We start from the raw sequence: 23229 nt of genomic DNA on the forward strand, positions 1-23229 counted from the left end.
ATAAATTAACCTACTGTTTAATTTTCAAAGTTCTTTTGTCGTATTTTTGTGCTCCTTTTGGGCACTCATATATAATACCATCTATATGATTTCAAGTCAACGCTTTTTTAACTTTTATTTTAAATATTTTTTTGTCAAAACAAAAATAGCCTATATTAATGCATTTTAACTGCTTTAATACAAGCTATTTACATATTCAGACTTATTTATATAGTAACTTTAACTTAGATATTTTTGTATTCCTATGTATATCGCCCATGCTATCTTCTCTTGATATGTTTCATCAGTCAAAAGTTTACATTCTTTTTCATTCGATAAAAAACCACACTCTATTAGTACTGATGGAATATTGTTCTCTTTTAAAAGATATATATCATCTCTAGGCTTGACTTCTCTATTATTGGTTTTATCTACTACTCTTTTAAGTTCTTCTTGAATACACTTTGATAGCTCTTTACTATCTTGTTTGTCTTTAGGATAAAAAGTTTGAGCTCCATAGTATTTTGATTGTTCAAATGCATTGAGATGTATGGAGACGAACATGTTAGCATTAGAATTTGATATCATTTCTTTCCTATTTTTCAAATTTTCATTATACTTTTGTCTTGTTGTTTTATTATTTCCCTCTTTGTAAAGACTACTATCATCTTCTCTAGTCAATATTACAAGACCTCCGCTTGATTCTATAAGCTCTCTAAGCTTAAGTGTTATAGCTAAGTTAATATCCTTTTCAGATGTGCTCTTATCCTTATTTAACGCACCTGGGTCAATACCCCCATGACCAGCATCTAAAATTATTGTTTTATTTGTTACTGGCATATACTTAATAACATCTTCAGATATATTTTTCACTTCAAATATTGACACTATTACTAGGCACACCATAACAAAACTAAAAATTATATGTTTTATGTACTTTCTCACAACATCACCCTGTATATGTATACTTATAAAAACACTATAATATTCCAAATATTAGTACAAACATTTAAATTCTCCTTTTCTAATTATCAATTTCCATTTATTATATTGATTTATCAATATCGATATATGTGCTTTACAATATTATATATTATTAACCTCTTTAATTTAATACTCTTATCTACTATTGAATAACTATTATTTTGACAACAAATCATATAATTTATAATAACATAGTCTACGAATTATACTAATGTATATTCATAGACTATGTTATTATAGTATATAAAATTTTTAATTATTAATATATACACTACTTTTGTTAATAATGCTATTGCATTAAATAAATCTAATGCATAGTCTTTCCATTATATAAATAAAAAAGGATGCTTTCCCTACAGAAAAACATCCTAATAAAATATCTTATTATTTTATTGTATATCACTCTTAATTCAAACCCAACATTTTTAACATACAAATACTTTTTAAATAAAAATATATAAAGTATTTTGTTTTTCCAAAAAAATAAGTAATTATCTTTTTGAGAATTGTGGAGCTCTTCTTGCTGCTTTTAATCCGTATTTCTTTCTTTCCTTCATTCTTGCATCTCTAGTTAAGAAACCTTCTTTCTTTAAAGCAGGTCTTAAATCTAAATCAGCTTTTAATAAAGCTCTAGATATACCATGTCTTATAGCTCCAGCTTGTCCAGTGAATCCTCCACCTTCAACCTTTACTATAACATCATATTTATTTTCATTTCCAGTTAAAACTAATGGTTGTTTAACATCTCTTATTAGTGTTTCATAGTTAAAATAATTTTCTAATGCTCTTCCATTTACTAATATATTTCCTTCACCTGCAACTAGTCTTACTCTAGCAACAGAACTTTTTCTTCTTCCAGTTCCATAATATTGAACGTTAGCCATTATAAACTCCTCCTTTCACCTATTAATCTTACTTAAAGTTTAAAACTTCTGGATTTTGAGCTGCATGAGTGTGTTCAGCACCTGCGAATACTCTTAATCTAGTCATCATTCTGCTTCTTAATTTGTTCTTAGGTAACATACCACTTACAGCATGTGCTATAACTTCTTCTGGTTTCTTATCCATCATATCTCTGTAAGATATTTCTTTTAATCCACCTACATAACCAGTATGGTATCTGTAATATTTTTGATCTAATTTTTTACCACTTAAAACTATCTTTCCTGCATTTACTACAACAACAAAATCTCCACCATCAACGTGAGGAGTAAATGTTGGTTTATGTTTACCTCTCAATACTGTCGCTATTTCTGTTGCTAAACGACCTAGTGTTTTACCTTCAGCGTCAACTAAGTACCATTTTCTTTGTACATCAGCTGGCTTAGCTATATAACTTTTCATAAATGTCCCTCCTTAACTATTTCTCATAAAATTTTTTTACCGTTTATGTCAAGTCCGGGGCAAGTGGACTTATTAACACATTCTCATATATTTTAATACATGTAGCCTGGTGTGTCAAGTTAATAATGAACTTTTTTAAGAAATAATCCTTGTGCTGGAGCTGTATGTCCACATTTTGACCTAGTTTTAGATTCTATTATATCTAAAAATGACTCATTAATCCTACCACGACCTATATCAATAAGTGTTCCAACAATAATTCTTACCATATTATATAAAAATCCATTTCCACTAATTTCTATGACAATTAAGTCATCATTTTTATTGATATCAATATCATATATAGTTCTAATTGTATCTTTTACAGATGAACCAGTACTCATAAAACCTTTAAAGTCATGTGTTCCTAAAATACTCTTTGACTCTAAACACATTTTATCAAAATCAAGTTCATATTTTACTTGATACGATATATCACTAAGTATCGGATTTCTAAACTTGCTATTATATATTAAATATTTATATGTTTTACCTTTTGCACTATACCTTGAATGGAAATCTTCCTTAACTTCACATGCTTTTATAATTGATATATCCTTTGGTAGTTTAGCATTTAAAGCCATTGGTATACTTTCTACATTTATGTCTGAATTAATTTTAAAATTTGCAATTTGACCAATAGCATGAACTCCTGAATCAGTTCTACCTGACCCTATGAGTTTAACTTCTTCCCTTGTTATATCATATATAGCCTTTTCTATTGTACCCTGTATTCCTAAAGAATCAGGTTGTTTTTGCCATCCACAATAATTACTGCCATTATATTGGATTGTAATTTTTATATTTCTCATACTTTACCTCGTTTATATCTATGTTTCTATTAAATTACTATAAATCTAGTAGCTATAATCACGCCTAAATAAACAACTTGGAATACACATGCTATATAGTCTCCCTTTGCTATGACAGACTCTCTCATTTTAGTTCTATTGTGTCCACCTCTATAACATCTAGCTTCCATGGCCATAGCTAATTCATCAGCTCTTCTAAACGCACTCACAAATAATGGCACCAAAAGAGGCACTAAGTTCTTAGCTCTATTTATAAGGTTTTTACTTTCAAAATCTGCTCCTCTAGACATTTGAGCTTTCATTATTTTATCTGTTTCATCCAATAATGTAGGAATAAAACGTAAAGCAATTGTCATCATCATTGCAAGCTCATGTACTGGTAAACCAATTTTTTTAAATGGGTTAAGCAATCTTTCTATACCATCTGTTAATTCTATTGGAGAAGTAGTTAGAGTAAGTAAAGATGTCCCAACCACTAAAAATATAAGTCTTATTGCCATAAAAATTGCTTGTCTTAGACCTTGTTTTGTTATTGCTAAAAATCCAAATGACCATATTTCATCACCTGGCAAGAAAAAAATATTTATAAGAAATGTAAATAAAATAATCCATTTAAGAGGCTTTACACCTTTAATAATATACTTAACTGGTATATTAGCTAACTTTATCATACCTAATAAACATAATAAAACTACTATATAAGGCCAAAATTTATTTACTACAAATATAGACACCATAAATACAATTGTTGCTACAAGTTTTATCCTTGGATCTAATTTATGAATAGCAGAACTTGTTGGGTAGTATTGCCCTATAGTTATATCTTTTAACATAATCCTCGTCCTCTCACAACTTTTAATATTTCTTGTTTTGCTTCCTCTAAAGTCAATATATCTTCTCTGATGTTAAATCCTTTTTGTCTCAATTTCAATGCAAGCTCTAAAACTTGTGGAATATCTAATCCTATCTCTTTCAATTTACTAGCATTTGATTTAAATACTTCTCTAGGAGTTCCCATAAATTCTATTCTACCATGATTCATAACAATTAAAGTCTTTGCTAGTTTTGCCATATCATCCATACTATGAGATGACAGTATTATAGTCATATTGTTTTTTTCATGTAAGTCCTTTATTAAATTAAAAATTTCATCTCTTCCTCCAGGATCAAGACCAGCAGTAGGTTCATCCAGTATAAGAACTTCTGGGTTCATAGCTATAACTCCAGCAATTGCTACCCTACGCTTTTGACCACCAGATAATTCAAAAGGAGATTTATCCTTAAATTCCTCATAATCAAGTCCTACAGCTTCCATTGATGCTTTTACCCTATTATGTATCTCAGACTCCTCTAAGCCTAAATTAGCAGGTCCAAAGGCTATGTCTTTATCAATCGTTTCTTCAAACAATTGGTATTCTGGATATTGAAATACAACACCTACCCTTTTTCTAATCTCAGTTAAATTCAAGTTTTTATCTGTTATATTAAAATCATTTATAAATATTTCTCCTGAGGAAGGCTTTAATAATCCATTTAAATGTTGTATTAATGTAGATTTTCCTGAACCTGTATGACCTATGAGACCAACAAAATCTCTATCTTTAATCTCAAAAGAAACATCATCAAGTGCCTTACTTGCAAAAGGCATCCCTTCATTATATATGTGTGTTAAATTCTTTACTATAATTGACATAATTCCATCACCATCTCATCCACAGTTAATATATCACTACTAATATTCATTCCTTCTTCTATTAATAAACTAGATAATTCTGTCATACAAGGTACATCTAAACCGATTTCCTTTAGCATCTTTATTTCACTGAATACTTCTCTAGGAGTTCCCTCTAAGATTTTTTTCCCTTTTTCCATAACCACAACTCTATCTGCCTCTACTGCTTCTTCCATAAAGTGTGTTATATGTATAACAGTTATATTTTCTTCTTTATTAAGTCTTTTTATTGTTTTCATAACTTCTTTTCTTCCAGATGGGTCTAACATTGCTGTTGCTTCATCAAATATTATACATTTAGGCCTCATAGCAATAATTCCTGCTATTGCAACTCTTTGTTTTTGACCACCTGATAACAAGTGTGGTTGTCTACCTCTTAAATCATACATACCTACACTCTTTAAAGATTCCTCTACAATACGCCTTATTTCTTTAGGCTCTACACCTAAGTTTTCAGGTCCAAACGCAACATCTTCTTCTACTATTGTAGCAACTATTTGATTATCTGGGTTTTGAAATACCATGCCTGCAGTTTGTCTTATATCCCATAATCGTTCTTCCTCCTTAGTATCCATTCCATCAATAAGAATGTTTCCCTCAGTAGGCATAAGAATTGCATTTAAGTTTTTAGATAAAGTAGACTTACCAGAACCATTATGTCCTATTATCGCAACAAATTCTCCTTTTTTAACATCTAGGCTTAAATTATCTATTGCTTTAAGTTTTGCTTCATCTGTAATATACTCAAACGAAATATTATTTACCTTTACTATATTATCCATTAATTCATACTCCTTTTAGTAAGCAATAACTTATAAAAATCATTTTACACATTATTATATCACACCTGAGTCAAAAAAATAAAAAAAAGATTAAGCCATCAAGCCTAATCCTTTCCTTACTATACTAATTCTATAAAAGCCATTTCAGCAGCATCGCCTTTTCTTGGCCCTATTTTTATTATTCTAGTGTATCCACCATTTCTCTCAGCATATTTTGGAGCTAAATCTGTGAATAAGTTATTAACTACTGTTTCATCCATAACATAAGCTAAAACTTGTCTTCTAGCATGAAGATCCCCTCTTTTAGCAAGAGTTATCATCTTTTCAGCCATTCTACGAGTTTCTTTCGCTCTAGTCACTGTAGTTTCTATTCTTCCACTTCTTAGTAAGCAAGTTACTAAGTTTCTTAACATAAGGTTTCTGTGAGCTGTTTCACGTCCTAATTTACGGTACTTAGCCATTCTTATCCCTCCTTTGCTCGCTATTCTTCACTTGGTTTTAATCCTAGTCCAAGTTCCTCTAGTTTTTGTATTACCTCTTCTAATGACTTCTTACCTAGGTTTCTAACCTTCATCATATCATCCTCAGATTTATTAGCTAATTCTTCAACTGTATTAATTCCCGCTCTCTTTAAACAGTTATATGATCTAACTGATAAATCTAATTCTTCTATAGTCATTTCAAGAACTTTTTCTTTTTGATCTTCTTCTTTTTCTACCATGATTTCAACACTACTTACATGTTCAGTTAAGTCTATAAATAGATTTAAATGCTCAACTAATACTTTCGCAGCTAATGATATACCCTCTTGAGGATTTATACTACCATTAGTCCATACTTCTAGCACTAATTTATCATAATCTGTTTTTTGACCAACTCTTGTGTTTTCCACATGATAACTAACTTTCTCAACAGGAGTATATATTGAATCCACAGGTAAAACACCTATTGGAACATTCTCTGTTTTATTTTCTTCAGCAGAAACATATCCTCTACCTTTATCTACAAATATCTCCATATTAAGTTTAGCATTATCATCTAATGTAGCTATTGCTAAATCTTTACTTAATATTTCAACATCTGGAGGACAGATTATATCTGCACCTGTGATAGAGCATGGTCCTTGAGCCTCTATTTTAAGTGTTCTACTTCCTTCACCATCTATAGTTGCTGAAAGCTCTTTTAAAGTTAATATTATCTCAGTAACATCTTCTTTAACACCAGGTATTGTAGAGAATTCATGAAGAACTCCATCTATTTTTATAGCATTTACTGCTACACCTGGTAATGATGATAATAATATTCTTCTTAATGCGTTACCTATAGTTATTCCATATCCTCTTTCTAGAGGTTCTATAACAAACTTACCATATCTATAGTCTTCGCTAAGCTCAACTATATCTACTTTTGGCTTTTCTATTTCTATCATGGACAAAACCCTCCTTAAAATTCAGTAATCCACTGAGGGTAAACAAAATTTTAAAATAATTTTTAAAAGTGTGCTTATTATTTAGAGTAAAGTTCTATGATTAAGTGTTCAGCTATCTCAAGGTCTATATCTTCTCTTGTTGGAACACCAACTACTTTTGCTGTCATTCCTTCTACATTAGCTTCTAACCATTTAGGAGCTATTCTTGAGTTAACTTCTACTAAATTTTTGAATTTTGCAGAAGATCTTGATTTCTCTTTAACTTCTATAACATCCCCAACTTTAACTACTAATGAAGGTATGTCTACTTTATTTCCATTTAAAGTGAAATGACCATGAGCTACTAATTGTCTAGCTTCTTTTCTAGAAGATGCTAGTCCCATTCTGTAAACTACATTATCTAATCTTCTCTCTAATAAACTTAATAAGTTTTCACCTGCTTTACCAGGCATATTTTCAGCACGTTCATATAAGTTTCTAAATTGAGTTTCTAAAACTCCATATATTCTTTTAACTTTTTGTTTTTCTCTTAATTGTAATCCATAGTTAGAAACTTTCTTTCTCCCTTGGCCATGTTGACCTGGAGCATAGTTTCTTTTTACTATAGCACATTTATCTGTATAACATCTATCACCTTTAAGGAATAATTTCATTCCCTCTCTACGGCATTGTCTACATGATGCACCTGTATATCTTGCCATTTATCTACACCTCCTATTTGTACTCTTCTTAATTACACTCTTCTTCTCTTTGGTGGTCTGCATCCGTTATGTGGGATTGGAGTAACGTCTTTTATCATAGTTACTTCTAGTCCAGTTGCTTGTAAAGCTCTTATTGCAGCTTCTCTTCCTGAACCTGGCCCCTTTACGAATACCTCAACACTTTTTAGTCCGTGTTCCATCGCAGCTTTTGCAGCTGTTTCAGCAGCCATTTGAGATGCAAATGGAGTTGATTTTCTTGATCCTTTGAATCCTAATTGTCCAGAACTTGCCCAAGATATAGCATTTCCATGAACGTCAGTTAAAGTTATTATTGTATTATTGAAAGTTGATTGTATATGAGCATGACCACGTTCTATATTTTTACGTTCTCTTCTTCTAATACGTGTAACTTTCTTTTTTGGTTTAGCCATTTTCCTTTTCCCTCCTTCATCTAATTATTATTTATTTATTTTTTCTTTTTACGAGATACTGTTTTTCTAGGACCTTTTCTAGTTCTAGCATTAGTCTTAGTTCTTTGTCCTCTTAATGGAAGACCTTTAGCGTGTCTTATTCCTCTATAACATTTTATATCTCTTAATCTCTTTATGTTTAAAGCAATTTCTCTTCTTAAGTCACCTTCAACTAAGAAATCGTCATCTATAACTTTTCTTAAATCATTAACTTGATCTTCTGATAAATCTTTTATTCTAGTATCTGGATTTATCTCAGCCTTAGCTAATATTTCGTTAGCAGTTGCTTTACCTATACCATATATATAAGTTAAGCCTATCTCCGCTCTTTTTTCTCTAGGTAAATCTACCCCAGCTATTCTTGCCATGATCGCACCTCCTACACATAGTTTTTAGTGTTTAAAACTTCGTATCATATACCAATCCTACGCCAGATTGTTCAACGATTTTAACGTTCTTTTGTTAACATCACAATATAGTATTATACTATAAATTTTAACAAAATACTAGTAATAATTTCTTATCCTTGCTTTTGCTTATGCTTTGGATTTTCACAGATAACCATTACTTTTCCTTTTCTTTTTATTACTTTACATTTTTCACATATTGGTTTTACTGATGGTCTAACCTTCATTATTAATCCCTCCTTAGACTAAATATTAATATAGTCTACTTCTTACGCCAAGTAATTCTTCCTCTTGTAAGGTCATATGGAGAAAGTTCAACATTCACCTTATCACCTTCAAGAATTCTTATGAAGTTCATTCTTAGCTTTCCAGAAATGTGGCATAATATCTCATGTCCATTTTCTAGTTTAACTTTGAACATAGCATTAGGTAAAGCTTCTGAAACTGTACCTTCTAATTCTATAACATCTTTTTTGGCCATTAACTAACCAGCCCTCCATTTCAATAAGTTAAATTATCTAATTTAACTTAGTAAGTTCAGCTCTTAAAAAAGAATCTGTAATTTCTTGTCCAGATACTACTCTTTTTCTAACTTCATCATTAATAAAATTATATTTTTTTAAGTGCTTCACTTTCTTTAACTTAGGTTTGTCAAGTTTTCTTTTCTTTCCATCAGCTATTAATACATATTCATTATTAACTATTTTGACTACGAAAAATAAATTTCCTTTGTCTCGTCCTAATGAAACTTTAACAACTTGACCTATACTTAAATTATCTGATAGCACTTTTTTCACCTACTTTTTAAATTACAACTTTGTCAATATCAAAGGTTCATGTTCAGTAATTGCTATCGTATGCTCATAATGAGCTGATTTTTTTCCATCTATTGTAACAGTCGTCCACCCATCTGATAGAGTCTTTACATGATAACGACCTGCATTAACCATTGGCTCTATAGCAATAACCATTCCTTCTCTAAGTCTTGGTCCTTTTCCTGGGAGTCCATAATTAGGTACTTGTGGATCTTCATGAAGATTTGCTCCAACTCCATGACCCACTAAATCTCTAACTACTGAGAAACCATGTTTCTCAACGTGTGTTTGTACTGCGTGTGAGATATCTGAAAGTCTATATCCTAATTTAGCAAATTTTATTCCTTCATAGAAGCTTTCTCTAGTTACTTCTATCAATTTCCTATCTTCTTCAGATATCATGCCTACTCCGTGAGTTTTCGCAGAATCACCATGATATCCTTTATAATAGGCTCCTATATCTAAGCTTATAATGTCTCCTTCTTTTAATATGGTTTCTCCTGGAATCCCATGTACTACTTCTCTATTGATAGAAGCACATATACTTCCTGGAAAACCTCCATATCCTTTAAAAGAAGGTTCTGCATTATATTTTCTTATATTCTCTTCAGCTATTTTATCTAATTCTAAAGTAGATATTCCCGGAGAAATAGCTTTTCTTAAAACTTCATGAGTATCAGCAACAATTTTTCCAGCTTCTCTTAGAAGTTCTATTTCTTTTTTTGATTTCAAGATAATCATTTATTTTCCACTTCCTAAAGCTGAGACAATATCTTCAAATACTTTATCTATTGCTTGGTCACCTTTTATATCTGCTATTATACCTTGCTTGCCATAATAGTCTACTAAAGGTTTTGTTTCATCTAGATAAACTTGTATTCTCTTAGATACAGTTTCTTCATTATCATCAGCTCTTTGATATAATTCTCCTTGGCATACATCACATACACCTTCTACTTTAGGAGGATTAAACTCAACATGGTAAGTAGCTCCACAAGACTTACATATTCTTCTACCAACTGCTCTAGATACTAGTATGCTCTTGTCAACTTCAATATTAACAACTTTATCTAGTTCTATACCAGTATTTTTTAAGAATACATCTAAGTGTTCTCCTTGTGCTACATTTCTTGGAAATCCATCTAACATAAATCCATTTTTACAGTCTTCTTGAGATATTCTATCAGTAACTAAACCTACAGTTAACTCATCTGGTACTAATAAACCTTGGTCCATGTATTCTTTAGCTTTTTTTCCAAGTTCTGTTCCCTCTTTTATATTCTTTCTGAATATATCTCCTGTTGATATATGAGGTATATTGTATTTTTCTACTATTCCTGCCGCCTGAGTACCTTTACCAGCACCTGGAGGTCCAAGTAATATTATTCTCATATTATCCATCTCCATTTTATTTTAAGAAACCTTGATAGCTTCTCATAACTAAGTTTGACTCTAACTGTCTCTTAAGTTCCAAAGCAACCCCAACAACGATTAGCAATGAAGTCCCAGCTAGACTCATATTTACTTTCATATAATGTGTTGTAAGAGCTGGTACCATAGCAATTATTGCTAAGAAAGTTGCTCCAGCTAAAGTTAATCTAGTTAAAATTCTATTTAAATAATCCATAGTAGGTTCACCTGGTCTTATACCTGGTATAAATCCACCATTGTTTTTCATATTTTTAGATATATCTTCTGTATTGAATGATACAGTTGTATAAAAATATGAGAAGAAAATTATAAGTAGAATCTCAATTGATCTATATGTCCAAAATCCTTGTTCTGTTGCCATACTTAAGTATTTTTGAACAAAAGCTTGAGCATTTGGTCCCATAAACATAGCTATTGTTTGAGGAAAAGCTAAAAGTGAACTAGCAAAAATTATAGGCATAACTCCTGATTGGTTAACTTTCATTGGTATATGAGAACTTTGTCCTCCATACATCTTTCTTCCAACAACTCTTTTAGCATATTGTACAGGTATCTTTCTAGTTGCTTCTTGTATGAATGTAACTCCTGTAACTGTAAGTAATATAACTACAATTAGAAGTATTATAACCCAAGGTGCAACTTGACCAGATTTAACTTGTTGCGCGATTTTAATAACATCTGTTGGTATTCTTGATATTATACCTGCAAATATTATCACTGAACTACCATTACCGATTCCTTTTTCAGTAATTTTGTCCCCAATCCACATTACTAACATACTTGCTGAAACTAATGTTATTACAACAGTTGATATAAAAAACACACTATTTGATATTAAAGCACTTCTTACAATTCCTAATGTAATTCCCAAAGCTTGTACAACTGCTAGAGCTAGTGCTGTATATTTAGTGTACTTATTAATTTTTTTCTTTCCTTCTTCACCAGATTTTTGAAGTTCTGCTAGACTCTCAAAACCTACTGTTAGAAGTTGTATTATGATTGATGCAGTAATATATGGACTTATACCTAAAGCAAATAGTGAAAAGTTACTAAATGCTCCACCAGTAAACATATTATACAGAGAAAGTAGACTATTGCCGCCTACCATCTTTTGTATAATACTAGTGTCTATGCCTGGAACTGGTATAGTAGTACCTATTCTGAATATCACGATCATCATAAGTGTATACATTACTTTTTTTCTTACTGCTTTAATCTTCCAAGCTTGTTTTAATTTTGACAGCACGCTAATTCACCCCGCCTGTACTGGCTAGGAGATTAGCAGGTTATTATACTAACTCTGCTTTTCCACCAGCTTTTTCTATTTTTTCTTGAGCTGAAGCTGTAAATTTAGCAGCTTTAACAGTTAAAGCTTTCTCTAAATTACCTTCACCTAAGATTTTGATTCCATCTTTACCTATCTTGCTTATAGTTTTAGTAGATTTTAATAATTCTGCAGTTATTTCTGTTCCATTTTCAAATCTATTTAAAACTTCCACATTAACTTCTGTGTAAACTTTCTTAAATATGTTATTGAAACCTCTCTTAGGAAGTCTTCTAGCTAGTGGCATTTGTCCACCTTCAAATCCTACTCTTACTCCACCACCAGAACGAGACCATTGACCTTTTTGTCCACGTCCTGCAGTTTTACCTTGTCCAGTTGCAGTACCTCTACCTAATCTTCTTTTAGCTCTTACTGCACCTTCAGCAGGTTTTAACTCATGTAACTTCATGGATTGCACCTCCTTGCACTACTTTATAAAAATTATTCAGCTATTTCAGTTACTTCTAATAAGTGACTCACTTTATTTATCATACCTCTTGTTTGAGCATTGTCTTCTTTTACAACAACTTGTTCTCTTTTTCTTAATCCTAACGCTTCAACATTCTTTTTTTGGTTAGGAGTAGTTCCTATAACACTTCTAACTAACTTTATTTGTAATTTAGCCATTTTACACTACCTCCTTACCCTAGAAGTTCTTCAACTTTTTTACCTCTAAGTTTAGCTATATCTTCAACTGTTTTTAGAGAATTAAGTCCTTCTATTGTAGCATTTACCATATTTCTTGGATTGTTAGATCCTAAAGACTTAGCTCTAACGTCTTTTAGTCCAGCTAGCTCAAGTACGGCTCTAGCAGGTCCCCCAGCTATTACTCCTGTACCTTCTACAGCAGGCATTATTAATATATTTCCAGCACCAAAGTGTCCGCGTACTTCGTGAGGAATTGTAGTCCCAACTATTGGCACTACTATTAGATTTTTCTTAGCATCTTCAACTGCTTTTTTTATAGCATCTGGTACTTCCATTGCCTTCCCAGCACCTATACCAACGTGTCCGTTTTCATCTCCAACAACTACTAACGCTGCAAATCTGAAGTTTCTACCACCTTTTACAACCTTAGTAACACGTCTTACTTCAACAACTTTTTCTTGTAAGTCAAGTTGTCCTGCATCTATCGGCTTACGACGTAGCATGTATTTTTCCCTCCTTCGTATTAGAACTTAAGACCAGCTTCTCTAGCACCTTCAGCTAATTCTTGAATTCTTCCATGATATAAGTATCCACCTCTGTCAAATACAACTTCAGTGATTCCTTTTTCAACAGCTTTTTTAGCAACTAATTCTCCAACTTTCTTAGCTGCTTCCTTGTTTCCTGTATGATTGACAGCACTCTTAACTTCTGCTTCTAAAGAAGATGCAGCAACTAGAGTTACTCTGTTTGTGTCATCTATTATTTGAGCATATATATTATTAGCACTTCTAAATACACATAATCTTGGTCTTTGAGAAGTACCGCTTATTTTTCTACGAACTCTCTTATGTCTTTGAAGTCTATTAGCATTTTTATCAGCTTTTTTTAACACCTAGCTCACTCCTTTCTAGCGTTTAAGTTTTGGTATTATTTTTTACCAGTTTTTCCTTCTTTACGTCTGATTACTTCATCAACGTATTTTATACCTTTACCTTTGTATGGCTCTGGTTTTCTCCAAGCTCTTATCTTAGCAGCATAATTTCCTACTAATTGCTTGTCTATACCTTTTACTATTAACTCTGTTTGGTTTGGAGCTTCAACAGTTATTCCTTCTGGATCTTCCATTTCAACTGGATGAGAGAAACCTAAGTTCATAACTAATTTACTTCCTTGTTTTTGAGCTCTATATCCAACACCTTTTAGTTCTAATTTCTTTTCGAAACCAGTATTTACACCTACAACCATATTATCTAATAAAGTTCTAGTTAATCCGTGTAAAGATCTATGTTTTTTATTATCAGTTGGTCTTTCAACCATTATTGTATTTTCTTCTTTTTTTATGTTTAACTCAGCACTTAATTGTTTAGTTAAAGTTCCTTTTGGACCTTTTACTGTAACTAAATTTCCTTCAGCTATAGTAACTTCAACACCTGCTGGTATTATTATTGGCTTAACACCTATTCTTGACATGGTCGCACCTCCTTACATTGTTCATATTAATTACCAAACGTAGCAGATTACTTCTCCACCAACATTTTCTTTTCTAGCTTGCTTGTCAGTTAATATTCCTTTTGAAGTAGATATAACTGATATTCCTAATCCGTTTAATACTTTTGGTATCTCGTGATTAGCAGCGTAAACTCTCATACCAGGCTTAGATATTTTCTTAAGACCTGTTATAACTCTTTCGCCTTCTTGTCCGTACTTTAATTGTATTCTTATGATACCTTGTTTTCCGTCTTCTATAACATCATAACCTCTTATGAAACCTTCTTCTAATAAGATTCTAGCTAACTCTTTCTTAATATTAGAAGCTGGAACATCTACAGTTTCATGCTTAACAACATTAGCATTTCTTATACGAGTAAGCATATCTGCAATTGGATCTGTCATTGTCATTTTGTTGCCCTCCTTCCATTCTAATCAAGCTTCTACCAGCTTGCTTTTCTAACACCAGGTATTTGACCTTTATAAGCTAATTCTCTAAAGCATATACGGCATATACCAAATTTTTTCAAAACTGAATGCGGTCTTCCGCATATAGTACATCTAGTGTATTCTCTAGTAGCGTACTTTTGCTTTCTTTGTTGTTTAACAACCATCGCTTTTCTAGCCACGGGAATCCCTCCTTTGCTTACTTAGAAAATGGCATTCCTAATAATTTTAATAATTCACGAGCTTCTTCGTCAGTTTTCGCTGTAGTAACAAATATTATATCCATTCCTCTTACTTTATCTATTTTATCATATTCTATTTCAGGGAATATTAATTGTTCTTTAACTCCTAAAGCATAGTTTCCTCTACCATCAAAAGCGTTAGGGTTAACTCCTCTAAAGTCTCTAACTCTTGGTAAAGAAACAGAAACTAGTTTGTCCATAAAGTAGAACATTTTGTCAGCTCTTAATGTAACTTTTGTTCCTATTGGCATTCCTTCTCTTAATTTGAAGTTAGCAACAGATTTTCTAGCTTTAGTTATAACAGGCTTTTGTCCTGATATTATTTCTAATTCTTCAACGCCTTTTTCTAATCCTTTTGGATTTTCTCTAGCGTCACCTATACCCATGTTAATAACTATTTTATCTAACTTAGGTATCTCCATTACGTTTTTGTATCCAAATTTCTCCATTAAAGCAGGAGCAACTTCTTTCATGTATTTTTCTTGTAATCTAGAAGCCATTTAAGGTCCCTCCTTTCAAGCAATATTTATTATAATTCTTTTCCGCTCTTTGCTGATACTCTTACTTTGTTCCCATCTTTTACTTCATATCTTACTCTAACGCCTTTTCCTGTTTCAGGATCAAATGGCATTACATTAGATATGTGTATTGGGGCTTCTTTATTTATTATTCCACCTTGTTGGTTCATAGCACTTGGTTTTTGATGTTTAGTTATTACATTTACACCTTCAACTAACACTTTGCTAGCTTTAGGATATACCTTTAAAACTGAACCTTTTTTACCTTTATCTTTACCTGCTATAACTACAACAGTGTCACCTTTTTTAACACGCATCATGTCCTATTGCACCTCCTTAATTATAGTACTTCTGGAGCAAGAGAAACTATTTTCATGAATTCATTGTCTCTTAACTCTCTAGCAACAGGCCCGAATATACGAGTCCCTACTGGAGTTTTATCGTCTTTTATTATAACAGCTGCATTCTCATCAAAAGAAATATAACTTCCATCATTACGTCTCATGCCTTGTTTAGTTCTCACTATAACAGCTTTAACAACTTTACCTTTTTTTACAACTCCACCAGGTGTTGCACTTTTAACAGTAGCAACTATAACGTCACCTATGTTACCATATCTTCTTTTACTTCCGCCTAGAACACGTATACATAAAATTTCTTTAGCTCCTGAGTTATCAGCAACTCTTAGACGTGATTCTTGTTGTATCATATCGTAATCCCTCCTTCTTCAAAAACTATTTCACTTTCTCAACAACTTCAACTAGTCTAAATCTCTTGTCTTTTGATAAAGGTCTAGTTTCCATTATTTTAACTCTATCTCCGATGTTACATATATTCTTTTCATCATGAGCCTTGAATTTTTTAGTTCTCTTAACACGTTTATTATATAGTGGATGACGTACAAACTCTTCAACAGCTACTACTATTGTTTTATCCATCTTGTCACTAACAACACGGCCTATTCTAACTTTTCTTCTTCCTCTTTCCATGTTTAAAAAGCCTCCTTTCCAAATTAAGCTCTAGTTTCGTATAACTTTCTTTCAGCAAGAACAGTTTTAACTTTTGCTATATCCTTCTTAACAAACTTTATTCTAGCTGTATTTTCTAATTGACCAGTAGCTAATTGGAATCTTAAGCTAAATAATTCACTTTTGAAGTCGTTTAATTTGTTCATTAGCTCTTCGCTTGTTAAATCTCTTAATTCTTTAGCTTTCATCCTATTCACCACCCTTTACTTCTAAATCTTCTTTTTTCACAAATTTACATTTGATTGGTAATTTATGTGCAGCAAGTCTCATAGCTTCTCTTGCCTTATCTTCAGAAACACCCGCTAATTCAAACATAACTCTTCCTGGCTTAACTACAGCTACCCAATATTCTGGAGAACCTTTCCCTGCACCCATACGAGTTTCTGCTGGTTTTCTTGTTACTGGTTTATGAGGGAATATTTTTATCCAAACCTTTCCCCCTCTTTTTATATATCTAGTCATCGCGATTCTGGCAGCTTCTATTTGATTAGAAGTTATCCAAGAAGCTTCTAAGGCTACTAATCCAAACTCACCATAAGTAACTTTGTTACCTTTATGAGCTTGCCCAGCCATACTTCCTCTATGAACTCTACGACGCTTTACTCTTTTTGGCATTAACATGAGTATTTTTCCTCCTTCCTTGAACCTAACTATTATTAATTTCCTTTGTTTTCAGTTCTTTGAGGTCTTGATCCACCTTGAGGTCTTTGTCCTCTGTAGTTTCCTCTGTTATCATTTCCTCTATTATCATTTCCTCTATAGTTTCTATTGTCATTTCCTCTTCTATCGTTTCTTCTGTTATCTCTCTTATTGTCTCTTCTATCGCTCTTTCTGCTTTCTTCTCTTGGATTTACACCGTCTCTAGTTGGTAAAACTTCACCATTACATATCCAAACTTTTATACCGATTTTTCCATAAGTAGTATCAGCTTCAGCGAAACCATAATCTATATCTGCTCTTAAAGTTTGTAGTGGCACATTTCCTTCACTATAACCTTCAGTTCTAGCCATCTCAGCTCCACCTAATCTTCCAGAAGCAGAAACTTTTATTCCTTTAGCACCAGATTTCATTGCTCTTTGTATAGCTTGTTTCATTGCTCTTCTGAAAGCAACTCTTCTCTCTATAGCTAAAGCTATATTTTCAGCTACTAATTGAGCATTTTTATCTGTACTTCTTACTTCTACTATATTAACTATTATAGTTTTCTTTGTCATTTTTTCTAATTCAACTTTTAATGCTTCGATTCCTGCACCAGCTCTTCCTATAACTACTCCTGGCTTAGCAACGTGTAAGTCCATTTTTATTTTATTAGCTGATCTTTCTATTTCTATCTTAGCAACTCCAGCTGAGTATAATCTTTTCTTTAAGAATTTACGTATATTATGGTCTTCTAATAATAAGTTTCCGAACTCTTTTTTATCAGTAGCGAACCATCTTGAGTCCCAATCTTTTATAACACCGACTCTTAAGCCGTGTGGATTAACCTTTTGACCCATTACTTTCCCTCCTATCTATTAATTATTTTTTCTCTTTAACAACAACCTCTATATGAGAAGTTCTTTTTCTTATTGTAGTTGCACGACCCATAGCTCTAGGCATGAATCTCTTCATTGTTGGCCCTTGATTAGCAACTATTGATGCTATATATAATTTTTCAGTATCCATTTCGTGATTGTTTTCTGCGTTAGCTTTAGCTGATTTTACAACCTTAGCTATTATTGAAGCTGCTCCTCTTGGAGTAAACTTTAATATTGCTAATGCTTCATCAACATTCTTTCCTCTAACAAGGTCACATATTTGGCCTGCTTTTCTTGGTGATACACGTACATATTTAGCAGTAGCTTTTGCTTCCATTGTTATTCCTCCTTTCTTAGTCATAATTTAATTATTTTCTCTTATTAGATTTTTCGTCATCCTTATGTCCTTTGAAAGTTCTAGTAGGAACGAACTCACCTAATTTATGTCCAACCATATCTTCTGTTATATATACTGGAACATGTTTTCTTCCATCATGAACAGCTATAGTGTTTTCTACCATTTGTGGAAATACAGTTGAAGATCTTGACCAAGTTTTTATAACTTCTTTACTTCCACTAGCATTCATAGCTTCTATCTTCTTTAAAAGTCTTGCATGGACAAAAGGCCCTTTTTTAGTTGATCTTGACATTTATATTCCTCCTTTCCGAGCAAAAATAAATTTACTACTTAGTTCTTCTTGATACTATTAATTTATTTGAAGCTTTATTTTTCTTTCTAGTTTTATATCCAAGAGCTGGTTTACCCCATGGAGTAACAGGAGATGGTCTACCTATTGGAGATCTACCTTCCCCTCCACCGTGTGGATGGTCATTAGGGTTCATTACAGAACCTCTTACAGTAGGTCTTATTCCCATATGTCTTTTTCTTCCTGCTTTACCGATAACTACGTTACCGTGCTCTATATTCCCAACTTGTCCTATAGTAGCTTTACAGTTTATACTTACTAATCTCATCTCACCTGATGGTAATCTTAATAAAGCATTTTTTCCTTCTTTAGCCATTAATTGTGCAGAAACTCCAGCAGATCTAACTAATTGAGCTCCTTTTCCTGGCTTTAATTCTATATTATGAATGATAGTACCAACTGGCATATCTTTTAATGCTAAACAGTTCCCTGGCTTTATATCAGCACCTAATCCTGATAATATAGTATCTCCAACATTAATTCCAACTGGAGCTAATATATATCTTTTTTCACCATCAGCATAGTTTAATAATGCGATATTTGCAGTTCTGTTTGGATCATATTCTATAGTAGCAACCTTAGCAGGTATACCATCTTTATCTCTTTTAAAATCTATTATTCTATATTTTCTTTTTTGTCCTCCACCTCTATGACGAACAGTTATTCTACCATGTACGTTTCTACCAGCATTTTTCTTTAAGTTAACTAAAAGAGATTTCTCTGGTTGATTACATGTTATTTCATCAGAAACTAAAACTGTCATTTGTCTTAAGGCAGGAGAAGTTGGTCTAAACTTTTTTATAGCCATCTGTTTTCCCTCCTTCGTTTGTTATAATACTACATTCCTTGGAAGAATTCTATTTCTTTACTATCAGCAGTTAATTTAACTACTGCTTTCTTAAAGCTTGATGTTCTTCCTTGAGTTCTACCCATTCTTTTAACTTTTCCATCGTAGTTTAAAGTATTTACTTTATCAACACTAACTCCGAATACTTTTTCTACTGCTTTTTTTATTTCAGTTTTGTTCGCATCTTTAGCCACAACAAAAGTGTATTTTTTTTCACCCATTTCAGCCATACTGTGCTCAGTTACAACTGGTCTTATTATTACATCATGTGGATTAGTCATTATGCGTACACCTCCTCCACTTTTTTAACAGCATCTGTAGTTATTATAAATGAATCATATTTTAATATATCATATACGTTCATAGTATTAACTAATGCAGTTTGAACACCTTCTATATTTCTAGCTGATTTTATTACGTTATCGTTTTTGTCAGCTATAACTACTAAAGCTTTTTTAGAAGCATTTATATTATTTAATATTTGAGCGAATTCTTTAGTTTTAGGAGCATCCATGTTTAATGCATCTAATACTATAACTTCACTATTTTGTACTTTTGAAGATAAAGCACTCTTCATAGCTAATCTTCTTACCTTCTTAGGTAATGTATATCTGTAGCTTCTTGGCTTAGGTGCAAAAGCAACTCCTCCACCTACCCATTGTACAGATCTTGTAGAACCTTGTCTTGCTCTACCTGTTCCTTTTTGTTTCCAAGGTTTTCTTCCGCCACCTCTAACTTCTGCTCTAGTTTTAGCAGATTGAGTTCCTTGTCTCTTATTTGCTAATTGATTTTTTACAACTTCGTATAAAACATGTCCATTAACTTCTACGCCAAATATAGAATCTGATAATTCTATTTCTCCAACGTTTTGTCCACTAACATTTAGTACATTTAATTTTGGCATTGTTATTCCTCCTTTCTCTAGGTTAGTCATTATTTAGAAACCTTTACAGCTTCTTTTATAGTTACTACTGAACCTTTAGCTCCTGGTATAGCTCCCTTAACTAATATAAGGTTCTTATCAGCATCTACTTTAACAACCTCTAAGTTTTGAACTGTTACCTTTACGCTTCCCATGTGTCCAGCTAATTTTTTGTTTTTAAATACTCTACCAGGGTAAGAACAAGCTCCCATTGAACCTGGTCTTCTGTGGTATCTAGAACCGTGAGTTTCAGGACCTCTACTTTGTCCATGTCTTTTTATCGGACCTTGGAATCCCTTACCTTTACTTATTCCAGTAACATCTATTTTTGCACCTGCTTCAAATACATCAGCTTTTATTTCTTGTCCTACTGTGTATCCTTCTACAGAATCTACTCTAAATTCTTTTAAATGTTTCTTTAAAACATTAGCAGCAGCTAAATGTCCTTTTTTAGGTTTGTTTAAAGCTTTTTCTTTAGCATCTTCAAAACCTATTTGTATAGCATTGTATCCATCTTTATCAACTGTTTTTATTTGAGTAACGACCATAGGTCCTGCTTCAACAGCTGTTACAGGTATAACTACACCTTTATCAGTGAATATTTGAGTCATACCAACTTTTTTGCCTAATATTCCTTTCATATTAGCACCTCCTATAATTCTTACAGCGGATTACATCTTTTAGAGTAATCATTCTAAGATAATCATCTATAGGATAATATCTTAGGGGTTCTTATAATTTTATTTCTATATCTACACCTGCTGGTAAGTCTAATCTCATTAATGAGTCAACTGTTTTAGGTGTTGGATTAGCTATGTCGATTAGTCTTTTATGAGTTCTTATTTCAAATTGTTCTCTAGAGTCTTTGTACTTATGTACAGCTCTTAATATAGTTACAATTTGTTTTTCTGTTGGTAGAGGCACAGGTCCTGAAACTTGTGATCCAGCCTTTTTAGCAGTTTCAACTATTTTCCCTGCTGAAAAATCTAATAATTTGTGATCATATGATTTTAATCTTATTCTTATTTTTTCATTCTTAGCCATTTTGTTTTCCCTCCTTTATCACGTGTTTAATTTTCAAGTTGCGTACAACCAATACCGATACACTGCTCCGGGTGTGTTGTAACTTTCAAATCGATATTAGTTCGTATTTCACTAGGATTTAATTCTTATTTTCTTAATCTCTCAAGCACACTATTATATTTTATATCATCTGTTACATTTTTTCAAGTTTTTTTTATATTTTTTTCAATTTTATTTTCTATTACAACAGCATAACCTCAAACTTGATTGTTAATCTATCTCAAGGCACTAGTTCAGTATATATGCTTTAGTGCTACTTGTCAACAAAAAACAAAAAAGAGAGGTGTTATCCCCTCTTTTTCTATATTAAATCCATTAGTTTAGTAAAAGATTACTCTATTATAGTAGCAACAACTCCTGAAGCTACTGTTCTTCCACCTTCTCTTATTGAGAATCTTAATCCCTCTTCTACAACTATTGAGTTTATTAAGTCTACTTCCATTGTTACGTTATCTCCAGGCATTACCATTTCTATTCCATCTGGTAACTTACAAGCTCCTGTTACGTCTGTTGTTCTGAAATAGAATTGTGGTCTATATCCATCAAAGAATGGTGTATGTCTTCCACCCTCTTCTTTTTTAAGTACATATACTTCTGCTGTAAACTTTGTGTGTGCCTTTACTGATCCAGTTTTTGCTAGTACTTGTCCTCTTTCTATCTCACTTCTTTGTACTCCTCTTAATAATGCTCCTATATTATCCCCTGCTTGTGCTTGGTCTAATAATTTTCTGAACATCTCTACTCCTGTTACTACTACTTTTCTTGGTGCTTCTGTTAATCCTACTAATTCTACTTCGTCTTGTACTTTTAGTACTCCTCTTTCTACTCTTCCTGTTGCAACTGTTCCTCTTCCTGTGATTGAGAATACGTCCTCTACTGGCATTAAGAATGGTTTATCTGTATCTCTCTCTGGAGCTGGTATATACTCATCTATTTGCTCGAATAATTCTACTATCTTATTTCCCCACTCGCTCTTTGGATCTTCTAATGCCATTAATGCTGACCCTCTTATTATTGGAGTATCATCTCCTGGGAAATCATATTCTGTTAATAAATCTCTTACTTCCATTTCTACTAGTTCTAATAACTCTTCGTCATCTACCATGTCACATTTGTTTAAGAATACTACTATATATGGTACACCAACTTGTCTTGATAATAGTATATGCTCTCTTGTTTGTGGCATTGGTCCATCTGTTGCTGAACAAACTAATATTGCTCCGTCCATTTGTGCTGCTCCTGTTATCATGTTCTTAACGTAGTCAGCATGTCCTGGGCAGTCAACGTGTGCGTAGTGTCTGTTTGGAGTTTCATACTCAACGTGTGCTGTTGATATTGTGATTCCTCTTTCTCTTTCTTCTGGAGCTTTATCTATGTTTGCGAAATCTACTGCTTCTCCTAATTGATATCTGTCATATAATGTTTTTGTTATTGCTGCTGTTAATGTAGTTTTACCGTGGTCAACGTGTCCTATTGTACCTATATTAACATGAGGTTTTGTTCTTTCGTATTTAGCTTTAGCCATTTTGAATT

40 protein-coding genes are annotated in these 23229 nt (G+C 32.4%); all 40 read right to left on the reverse strand.

Going from position 1 to position 23229, the window contains the following annotated elements; all coding sequences use genetic code 11:
* Window positions 1-219 precede the first annotated feature (219 nt).
* On the reverse strand, window positions 220-924 hold the full coding sequence (gene cwlD, locus Q3223_RS17490) for an N-acetylmuramoyl-L-alanine amidase CwlD (RefSeq protein ID WP_074179374.1): 705 nt from the start codon (window positions 922-924) through the stop codon (window positions 220-222).
* 530 nt (window positions 925-1454) lie between these two features.
* On the reverse strand, window positions 1455-1847 hold the full coding sequence (gene rpsI / locus Q3223_RS17495; protein ID WP_003421105.1) for a 30S ribosomal protein S9: 393 nt from the start codon (window positions 1845-1847) through the stop codon (window positions 1455-1457).
* A gap of 28 nt (window positions 1848-1875) precedes the next feature.
* Window positions 1876-2307 (reverse strand): 50S ribosomal protein L13, encoded by a 432-nt coding sequence (gene rplM / locus Q3223_RS17500; protein WP_021382526.1) that lies wholly within the window; start codon window positions 2305-2307, stop codon window positions 1876-1878.
* 119 nt (window positions 2308-2426) lie between these two features.
* Complete coding sequence (truA, locus tag Q3223_RS17505; protein WP_074179356.1) at window positions 2427-3158, reverse strand: tRNA pseudouridine(38-40) synthase TruA; 732 nt, start codon at window positions 3156-3158, stop codon at window positions 2427-2429.
* A 29-nt stretch (window positions 3159-3187) separates the two neighbouring features.
* Window positions 3188-3991, reverse strand: a complete 804-nt coding sequence (locus tag Q3223_RS17510) for an energy-coupling factor transporter transmembrane protein EcfT (RefSeq protein WP_054275571.1) — start codon at window positions 3989-3991, stop codon at window positions 3188-3190.
* Entirely contained in the window at window positions 3985-4851 is an 867-nt protein-coding gene (locus Q3223_RS17515; RefSeq protein WP_054275570.1) for an energy-coupling factor transporter ATPase, read from the reverse strand. Before Q3223_RS17515 ends, Q3223_RS17510 begins: the two co-directional genes overlap by 7 nt.
* Window positions 4839-5672 carry an energy-coupling factor transporter ATPase gene (locus tag Q3223_RS17520; protein ID WP_054268686.1) on the reverse strand — a complete coding sequence of 278 codons (834 nt, stop codon included), beginning with the start codon at window positions 5670-5672 and terminating at the stop codon, window positions 4839-4841. Before Q3223_RS17520 ends, Q3223_RS17515 begins: the two co-directional genes overlap by 13 nt.
* 119 nt (window positions 5673-5791) lie before the next feature.
* Window positions 5792-6133 carry a 50S ribosomal protein L17 gene (rplQ, locus tag Q3223_RS17525; RefSeq protein ID WP_003421117.1) on the reverse strand — a complete coding sequence of 114 codons (342 nt, stop codon included), beginning with the start codon at window positions 6131-6133 and terminating at the stop codon, window positions 5792-5794.
* 20 nt (window positions 6134-6153) lie between these two features.
* A complete protein-coding gene (locus Q3223_RS17530) occupies window positions 6154-7101 on the reverse strand; it encodes a DNA-directed RNA polymerase subunit alpha (RefSeq protein ID WP_003427733.1) in 948 nt (315 codons plus the stop codon).
* A 77-nt stretch (window positions 7102-7178) separates the two neighbouring features.
* Window positions 7179-7802, reverse strand: a complete 624-nt coding sequence (gene rpsD, locus Q3223_RS17535; protein WP_021382518.1) for a 30S ribosomal protein S4 — start codon at window positions 7800-7802, stop codon at window positions 7179-7181.
* Window positions 7803-7834: 32 nt separating this feature from the next.
* Window positions 7835-8233, reverse strand: coding sequence for a 30S ribosomal protein S11 (gene rpsK, locus Q3223_RS17540; RefSeq protein ID WP_003421122.1), 399 nt, complete (start codon window positions 8231-8233; stop codon window positions 7835-7837).
* Between the two features lie 35 nt (window positions 8234-8268).
* Window positions 8269-8640: a 30S ribosomal protein S13 gene (rpsM, locus tag Q3223_RS17545; protein ID WP_021382517.1), complete on the reverse strand. Its 372-nt coding sequence runs from the start codon at window positions 8638-8640 to the stop codon at window positions 8269-8271.
* A gap of 152 nt (window positions 8641-8792) precedes the next feature.
* Window positions 8793-8906, reverse strand: coding sequence for a 50S ribosomal protein L36 (rpmJ, locus tag Q3223_RS17550; protein WP_002509257.1), 114 nt, complete (start codon window positions 8904-8906; stop codon window positions 8793-8795).
* 35 nt (window positions 8907-8941) lie between these two features.
* Window positions 8942-9160, reverse strand: a complete 219-nt coding sequence (gene infA / locus Q3223_RS17555) for a translation initiation factor IF-1 (RefSeq protein ID WP_003421127.1) — start codon at window positions 9158-9160, stop codon at window positions 8942-8944.
* Window positions 9161-9197: 37 nt separating this feature from the next.
* Window positions 9198-9467, reverse strand: a complete 270-nt coding sequence (locus Q3223_RS17560; protein WP_021382520.1) for an RNA-binding protein — start codon at window positions 9465-9467, stop codon at window positions 9198-9200.
* Between the two features lie 21 nt (window positions 9468-9488).
* The gene (gene map / locus Q3223_RS17565) at window positions 9489-10235 is read right to left on the reverse strand and encodes a type I methionyl aminopeptidase (RefSeq protein WP_021382516.1); all 747 of its coding nucleotides are present in this window, start codon (window positions 10233-10235) and stop codon (window positions 9489-9491) included.
* A complete protein-coding gene (locus Q3223_RS17570) occupies window positions 10236-10886 on the reverse strand; it encodes an adenylate kinase (protein WP_054268685.1) in 651 nt (216 codons plus the stop codon).
* 16 nt (window positions 10887-10902) lie between these two features.
* Window positions 10903-12171, reverse strand: a complete 1269-nt coding sequence (gene secY, locus Q3223_RS17575) for a preprotein translocase subunit SecY (protein ID WP_054268684.1) — start codon at window positions 12169-12171, stop codon at window positions 10903-10905.
* A gap of 43 nt (window positions 12172-12214) precedes the next feature.
* The gene (gene rplO / locus Q3223_RS17580) at window positions 12215-12658 is read right to left on the reverse strand and encodes a 50S ribosomal protein L15 (RefSeq protein ID WP_003421135.1); all 444 of its coding nucleotides are present in this window, start codon (window positions 12656-12658) and stop codon (window positions 12215-12217) included.
* A 32-nt stretch (window positions 12659-12690) separates the two neighbouring features.
* Window positions 12691-12876, reverse strand: a complete 186-nt coding sequence (gene rpmD / locus Q3223_RS17585; RefSeq protein ID WP_003421137.1) for a 50S ribosomal protein L30 — start codon at window positions 12874-12876, stop codon at window positions 12691-12693.
* A gap of 14 nt (window positions 12877-12890) precedes the next feature.
* The gene (gene rpsE / locus Q3223_RS17590; protein ID WP_003421138.1) at window positions 12891-13400 is read right to left on the reverse strand and encodes a 30S ribosomal protein S5; all 510 of its coding nucleotides are present in this window, start codon (window positions 13398-13400) and stop codon (window positions 12891-12893) included.
* A 20-nt stretch (window positions 13401-13420) separates the two neighbouring features.
* Complete coding sequence (gene rplR / locus Q3223_RS17595) at window positions 13421-13789, reverse strand: 50S ribosomal protein L18 (protein ID WP_054268683.1); 369 nt, start codon at window positions 13787-13789, stop codon at window positions 13421-13423.
* A 35-nt stretch (window positions 13790-13824) separates the two neighbouring features.
* Window positions 13825-14367 carry a 50S ribosomal protein L6 gene (gene rplF, locus Q3223_RS17600; RefSeq protein WP_054268682.1) on the reverse strand — a complete coding sequence of 181 codons (543 nt, stop codon included), beginning with the start codon at window positions 14365-14367 and terminating at the stop codon, window positions 13825-13827.
* A 30-nt stretch (window positions 14368-14397) separates the two neighbouring features.
* Complete coding sequence (gene rpsH, locus Q3223_RS17605; protein WP_021382525.1) at window positions 14398-14796, reverse strand: 30S ribosomal protein S8; 399 nt, start codon at window positions 14794-14796, stop codon at window positions 14398-14400.
* A 32-nt stretch (window positions 14797-14828) separates the two neighbouring features.
* Entirely contained in the window at window positions 14829-15014 is a 186-nt protein-coding gene (locus Q3223_RS17610) for a type Z 30S ribosomal protein S14 (protein WP_003421149.1), read from the reverse strand.
* 17 nt (window positions 15015-15031) lie between these two features.
* The gene (gene rplE / locus Q3223_RS17615) at window positions 15032-15574 is read right to left on the reverse strand and encodes a 50S ribosomal protein L5 (RefSeq protein WP_021382514.1); all 543 of its coding nucleotides are present in this window, start codon (window positions 15572-15574) and stop codon (window positions 15032-15034) included.
* 29 nt (window positions 15575-15603) lie between these two features.
* Window positions 15604-15909: a 50S ribosomal protein L24 gene (gene rplX, locus Q3223_RS17620; protein ID WP_021382513.1), complete on the reverse strand. Its 306-nt coding sequence runs from the start codon at window positions 15907-15909 to the stop codon at window positions 15604-15606.
* 23 nt (window positions 15910-15932) lie between these two features.
* Entirely contained in the window at window positions 15933-16301 is a 369-nt protein-coding gene (rplN, locus tag Q3223_RS17625) for a 50S ribosomal protein L14 (RefSeq protein WP_021382511.1), read from the reverse strand.
* Between the two features lie 25 nt (window positions 16302-16326).
* Window positions 16327-16581 (reverse strand): 30S ribosomal protein S17, encoded by a 255-nt coding sequence (rpsQ, locus tag Q3223_RS17630; RefSeq protein ID WP_003421156.1) that lies wholly within the window; start codon window positions 16579-16581, stop codon window positions 16327-16329.
* Between the two features lie 23 nt (window positions 16582-16604).
* A complete protein-coding gene (gene rpmC / locus Q3223_RS17635; protein WP_003421158.1) occupies window positions 16605-16808 on the reverse strand; it encodes a 50S ribosomal protein L29 in 204 nt (67 codons plus the stop codon).
* 1 nt (window position 16809) lies between these two features.
* Window positions 16810-17241 (reverse strand): 50S ribosomal protein L16, encoded by a 432-nt coding sequence (gene rplP, locus Q3223_RS17640; RefSeq protein ID WP_003421160.1) that lies wholly within the window; start codon window positions 17239-17241, stop codon window positions 16810-16812.
* 35 nt (window positions 17242-17276) lie between these two features.
* Window positions 17277-18116: a 30S ribosomal protein S3 gene (rpsC, locus tag Q3223_RS17645; protein WP_054268681.1), complete on the reverse strand. Its 840-nt coding sequence runs from the start codon at window positions 18114-18116 to the stop codon at window positions 17277-17279.
* Window positions 18117-18138: 22 nt separating this feature from the next.
* Window positions 18139-18474, reverse strand: a complete 336-nt coding sequence (gene rplV / locus Q3223_RS17650) for a 50S ribosomal protein L22 (RefSeq protein ID WP_009887891.1) — start codon at window positions 18472-18474, stop codon at window positions 18139-18141.
* Between the two features lie 31 nt (window positions 18475-18505).
* The gene (gene rpsS / locus Q3223_RS17655; RefSeq protein ID WP_021386634.1) at window positions 18506-18787 is read right to left on the reverse strand and encodes a 30S ribosomal protein S19; all 282 of its coding nucleotides are present in this window, start codon (window positions 18785-18787) and stop codon (window positions 18506-18508) included.
* Window positions 18788-18821: 34 nt separating this feature from the next.
* Complete coding sequence (rplB, locus tag Q3223_RS17660) at window positions 18822-19652, reverse strand: 50S ribosomal protein L2 (RefSeq protein ID WP_003421168.1); 831 nt, start codon at window positions 19650-19652, stop codon at window positions 18822-18824.
* Window positions 19653-19681: 29 nt separating this feature from the next.
* The gene (gene rplW, locus Q3223_RS17665; protein ID WP_003435681.1) at window positions 19682-19972 is read right to left on the reverse strand and encodes a 50S ribosomal protein L23; all 291 of its coding nucleotides are present in this window, start codon (window positions 19970-19972) and stop codon (window positions 19682-19684) included.
* Entirely contained in the window at window positions 19972-20595 is a 624-nt protein-coding gene (gene rplD / locus Q3223_RS17670) for a 50S ribosomal protein L4 (RefSeq protein WP_407812302.1), read from the reverse strand. Before rplD ends, rplW begins: the two co-directional genes overlap by 1 nt.
* Before the next feature lie 29 nt (window positions 20596-20624).
* Entirely contained in the window at window positions 20625-21254 is a 630-nt protein-coding gene (gene rplC, locus Q3223_RS17675) for a 50S ribosomal protein L3 (RefSeq protein WP_021386632.1), read from the reverse strand.
* A 91-nt stretch (window positions 21255-21345) separates the two neighbouring features.
* Complete coding sequence (rpsJ, locus tag Q3223_RS17680; RefSeq protein ID WP_054268679.1) at window positions 21346-21657, reverse strand: 30S ribosomal protein S10; 312 nt, start codon at window positions 21655-21657, stop codon at window positions 21346-21348.
* A gap of 370 nt (window positions 21658-22027) precedes the next feature.
* Window positions 22028-23221: an elongation factor Tu gene (gene tuf, locus Q3223_RS17685; protein ID WP_054268673.1), complete on the reverse strand. Its 1194-nt coding sequence runs from the start codon at window positions 23219-23221 to the stop codon at window positions 22028-22030.
* Between the last annotated feature and the right edge of the window lie 8 nt (window positions 23222-23229).

Source organism: Clostridioides sp. GD02367 (genome assembly GCF_045900275.1).
Lineage (GTDB): Bacteria > Bacillota > Clostridia > Peptostreptococcales > Peptostreptococcaceae > Clostridioides > Clostridioides difficile_A.

Excerpts from the sequence above, each read along its gene's own strand:
- rpsI (WP_003421105.1), bottom strand. The coding sequence starts at position 1,847 with ATGGCTAACGTTCAATATTATGGAACTGGAAGAAGAAAAAGTTCTGTT.
- rplM (WP_021382526.1), bottom strand. The coding sequence starts at position 2,307 with ATGAAAAGTTATATAGCTAAGCCAGCTGATGTACAAAGAAAATGGTAC.
- truA (WP_074179356.1), bottom strand. The coding sequence starts at position 3,158 with ATGAGAAATATAAAAATTACAATCCAATATAATGGCAGTAATTATTGT.
- Q3223_RS17510 (WP_054275571.1), bottom strand. The coding sequence starts at position 3,991 with ATGTTAAAAGATATAACTATAGGGCAATACTACCCAACAAGTTCTGCT.
- Q3223_RS17515 (WP_054275570.1), bottom strand. The coding sequence starts at position 4,851 with ATGTCAATTATAGTAAAGAATTTAACACACATATATAATGAAGGGATG.
- Q3223_RS17520 (WP_054268686.1), bottom strand. The coding sequence starts at position 5,672 with ATGGATAATATAGTAAAGGTAAATAATATTTCGTTTGAGTATATTACA.
- rplQ (WP_003421117.1), bottom strand. The coding sequence starts at position 6,133 with ATGGCTAAGTACCGTAAATTAGGACGTGAAACAGCTCACAGAAACCTT.
- Q3223_RS17530 (WP_003427733.1), bottom strand. The coding sequence starts at position 7,101 with ATGATAGAAATAGAAAAGCCAAAAGTAGATATAGTTGAGCTTAGCGAA.
- rpsD (WP_021382518.1), bottom strand. The coding sequence starts at position 7,802 with ATGGCAAGATATACAGGTGCATCATGTAGACAATGCCGTAGAGAGGGA.
- rpsK (WP_003421122.1), bottom strand. The coding sequence starts at position 8,233 with ATGGCTAAACCAAAAAAGAAAGTTACACGTATTAGAAGAAGAGAACGT.
- rpsM (WP_021382517.1), bottom strand. The coding sequence starts at position 8,640 with ATGGCAAGAATAGCTGGGGTAGATTTACCTAGAGAAAAAAGAGCGGAG.
- rpmJ (WP_002509257.1), bottom strand. The coding sequence starts at position 8,906 with ATGAAGGTTAGACCATCAGTAAAACCAATATGTGAAAAATGTAAAGTA.
- infA (WP_003421127.1), bottom strand. The coding sequence starts at position 9,160 with ATGGCCAAAAAAGATGTTATAGAATTAGAAGGTACAGTTTCAGAAGCT.
- map (WP_021382516.1), bottom strand. The coding sequence starts at position 10,235 with ATGATTATCTTGAAATCAAAAAAAGAAATAGAACTTCTAAGAGAAGCT.
- Q3223_RS17570 (WP_054268685.1), bottom strand. The coding sequence starts at position 10,886 with ATGAGAATAATATTACTTGGACCTCCAGGTGCTGGTAAAGGTACTCAG.
- rplO (WP_003421135.1), bottom strand. The coding sequence starts at position 12,658 with ATGAAGTTACATGAGTTAAAACCTGCTGAAGGTGCAGTAAGAGCTAAA.
- rpmD (WP_003421137.1), bottom strand. The coding sequence starts at position 12,876 with ATGGCTAAATTACAAATAAAGTTAGTTAGAAGTGTTATAGGAACTACT.
- rpsE (WP_003421138.1), bottom strand. The coding sequence starts at position 13,400 with ATGCTACGTCGTAAGCCGATAGATGCAGGACAACTTGACTTACAAGAA.
- rplF (WP_054268682.1), bottom strand. The coding sequence starts at position 14,367 with ATGTCAAGAATAGGTGTTAAGCCAATAATAATACCAGCAGGTGTTGAA.
- rpsH (WP_021382525.1), bottom strand. The coding sequence starts at position 14,796 with ATGACAATGACAGATCCAATTGCAGATATGCTTACTCGTATAAGAAAT.
- rplE (WP_021382514.1), bottom strand. The coding sequence starts at position 15,574 with ATGGCTTCTAGATTACAAGAAAAATACATGAAAGAAGTTGCTCCTGCT.
- rplX (WP_021382513.1), bottom strand. The coding sequence starts at position 15,909 with ATGCGTGTTAAAAAAGGTGACACTGTTGTAGTTATAGCAGGTAAAGAT.
- rplN (WP_021382511.1), bottom strand. The coding sequence starts at position 16,301 with ATGATACAACAAGAATCACGTCTAAGAGTTGCTGATAACTCAGGAGCT.
- rpsQ (WP_003421156.1), bottom strand. The coding sequence starts at position 16,581 with ATGGAAAGAGGAAGAAGAAAAGTTAGAATAGGCCGTGTTGTTAGTGAC.
- rpmC (WP_003421158.1), bottom strand. The coding sequence starts at position 16,808 with ATGAAAGCTAAAGAATTAAGAGATTTAACAAGCGAAGAGCTAATGAAC.
- rplP (WP_003421160.1), bottom strand. The coding sequence starts at position 17,241 with ATGTTAATGCCAAAAAGAGTAAAGCGTCGTAGAGTTCATAGAGGAAGT.
- rpsC (WP_054268681.1), bottom strand. The coding sequence starts at position 18,116 with ATGGGTCAAAAGGTTAATCCACACGGCTTAAGAGTCGGTGTTATAAAA.
- rplV (WP_009887891.1), bottom strand. The coding sequence starts at position 18,474 with ATGGAAGCAAAAGCTACTGCTAAATATGTACGTGTATCACCAAGAAAA.
- rpsS (WP_021386634.1), bottom strand. The coding sequence starts at position 18,787 with ATGTCAAGATCAACTAAAAAAGGGCCTTTTGTCCATGCAAGACTTTTA.
- rplB (WP_003421168.1), bottom strand. The coding sequence starts at position 19,652 with ATGGCTATAAAAAAGTTTAGACCAACTTCTCCTGCCTTAAGACAAATG.
- rplW (WP_003435681.1), bottom strand. The coding sequence starts at position 19,972 with ATGACTAATCCACATGATGTAATAATAAGACCAGTTGTAACTGAGCAC.
- rplD (WP_407812302.1), bottom strand. The coding sequence starts at position 20,595 with ATGCCAAAATTAAATGTACTAAATGTTAGTGGACAAAACGTTGGAGAA.
- rplC (WP_021386632.1), bottom strand. The coding sequence starts at position 21,254 with ATGAAAGGAATATTAGGCAAAAAAGTTGGTATGACTCAAATATTCACT.
- rpsJ (WP_054268679.1), bottom strand. The coding sequence starts at position 21,657 with ATGGCTAAGAATGAAAAAATAAGAATAAGATTAAAATCATATGATCAC.
- tuf (WP_054268673.1), bottom strand. The coding sequence starts at position 23,221 with ATGGCTAAAGCTAAATACGAAAGAACAAAACCTCATGTTAATATAGGT.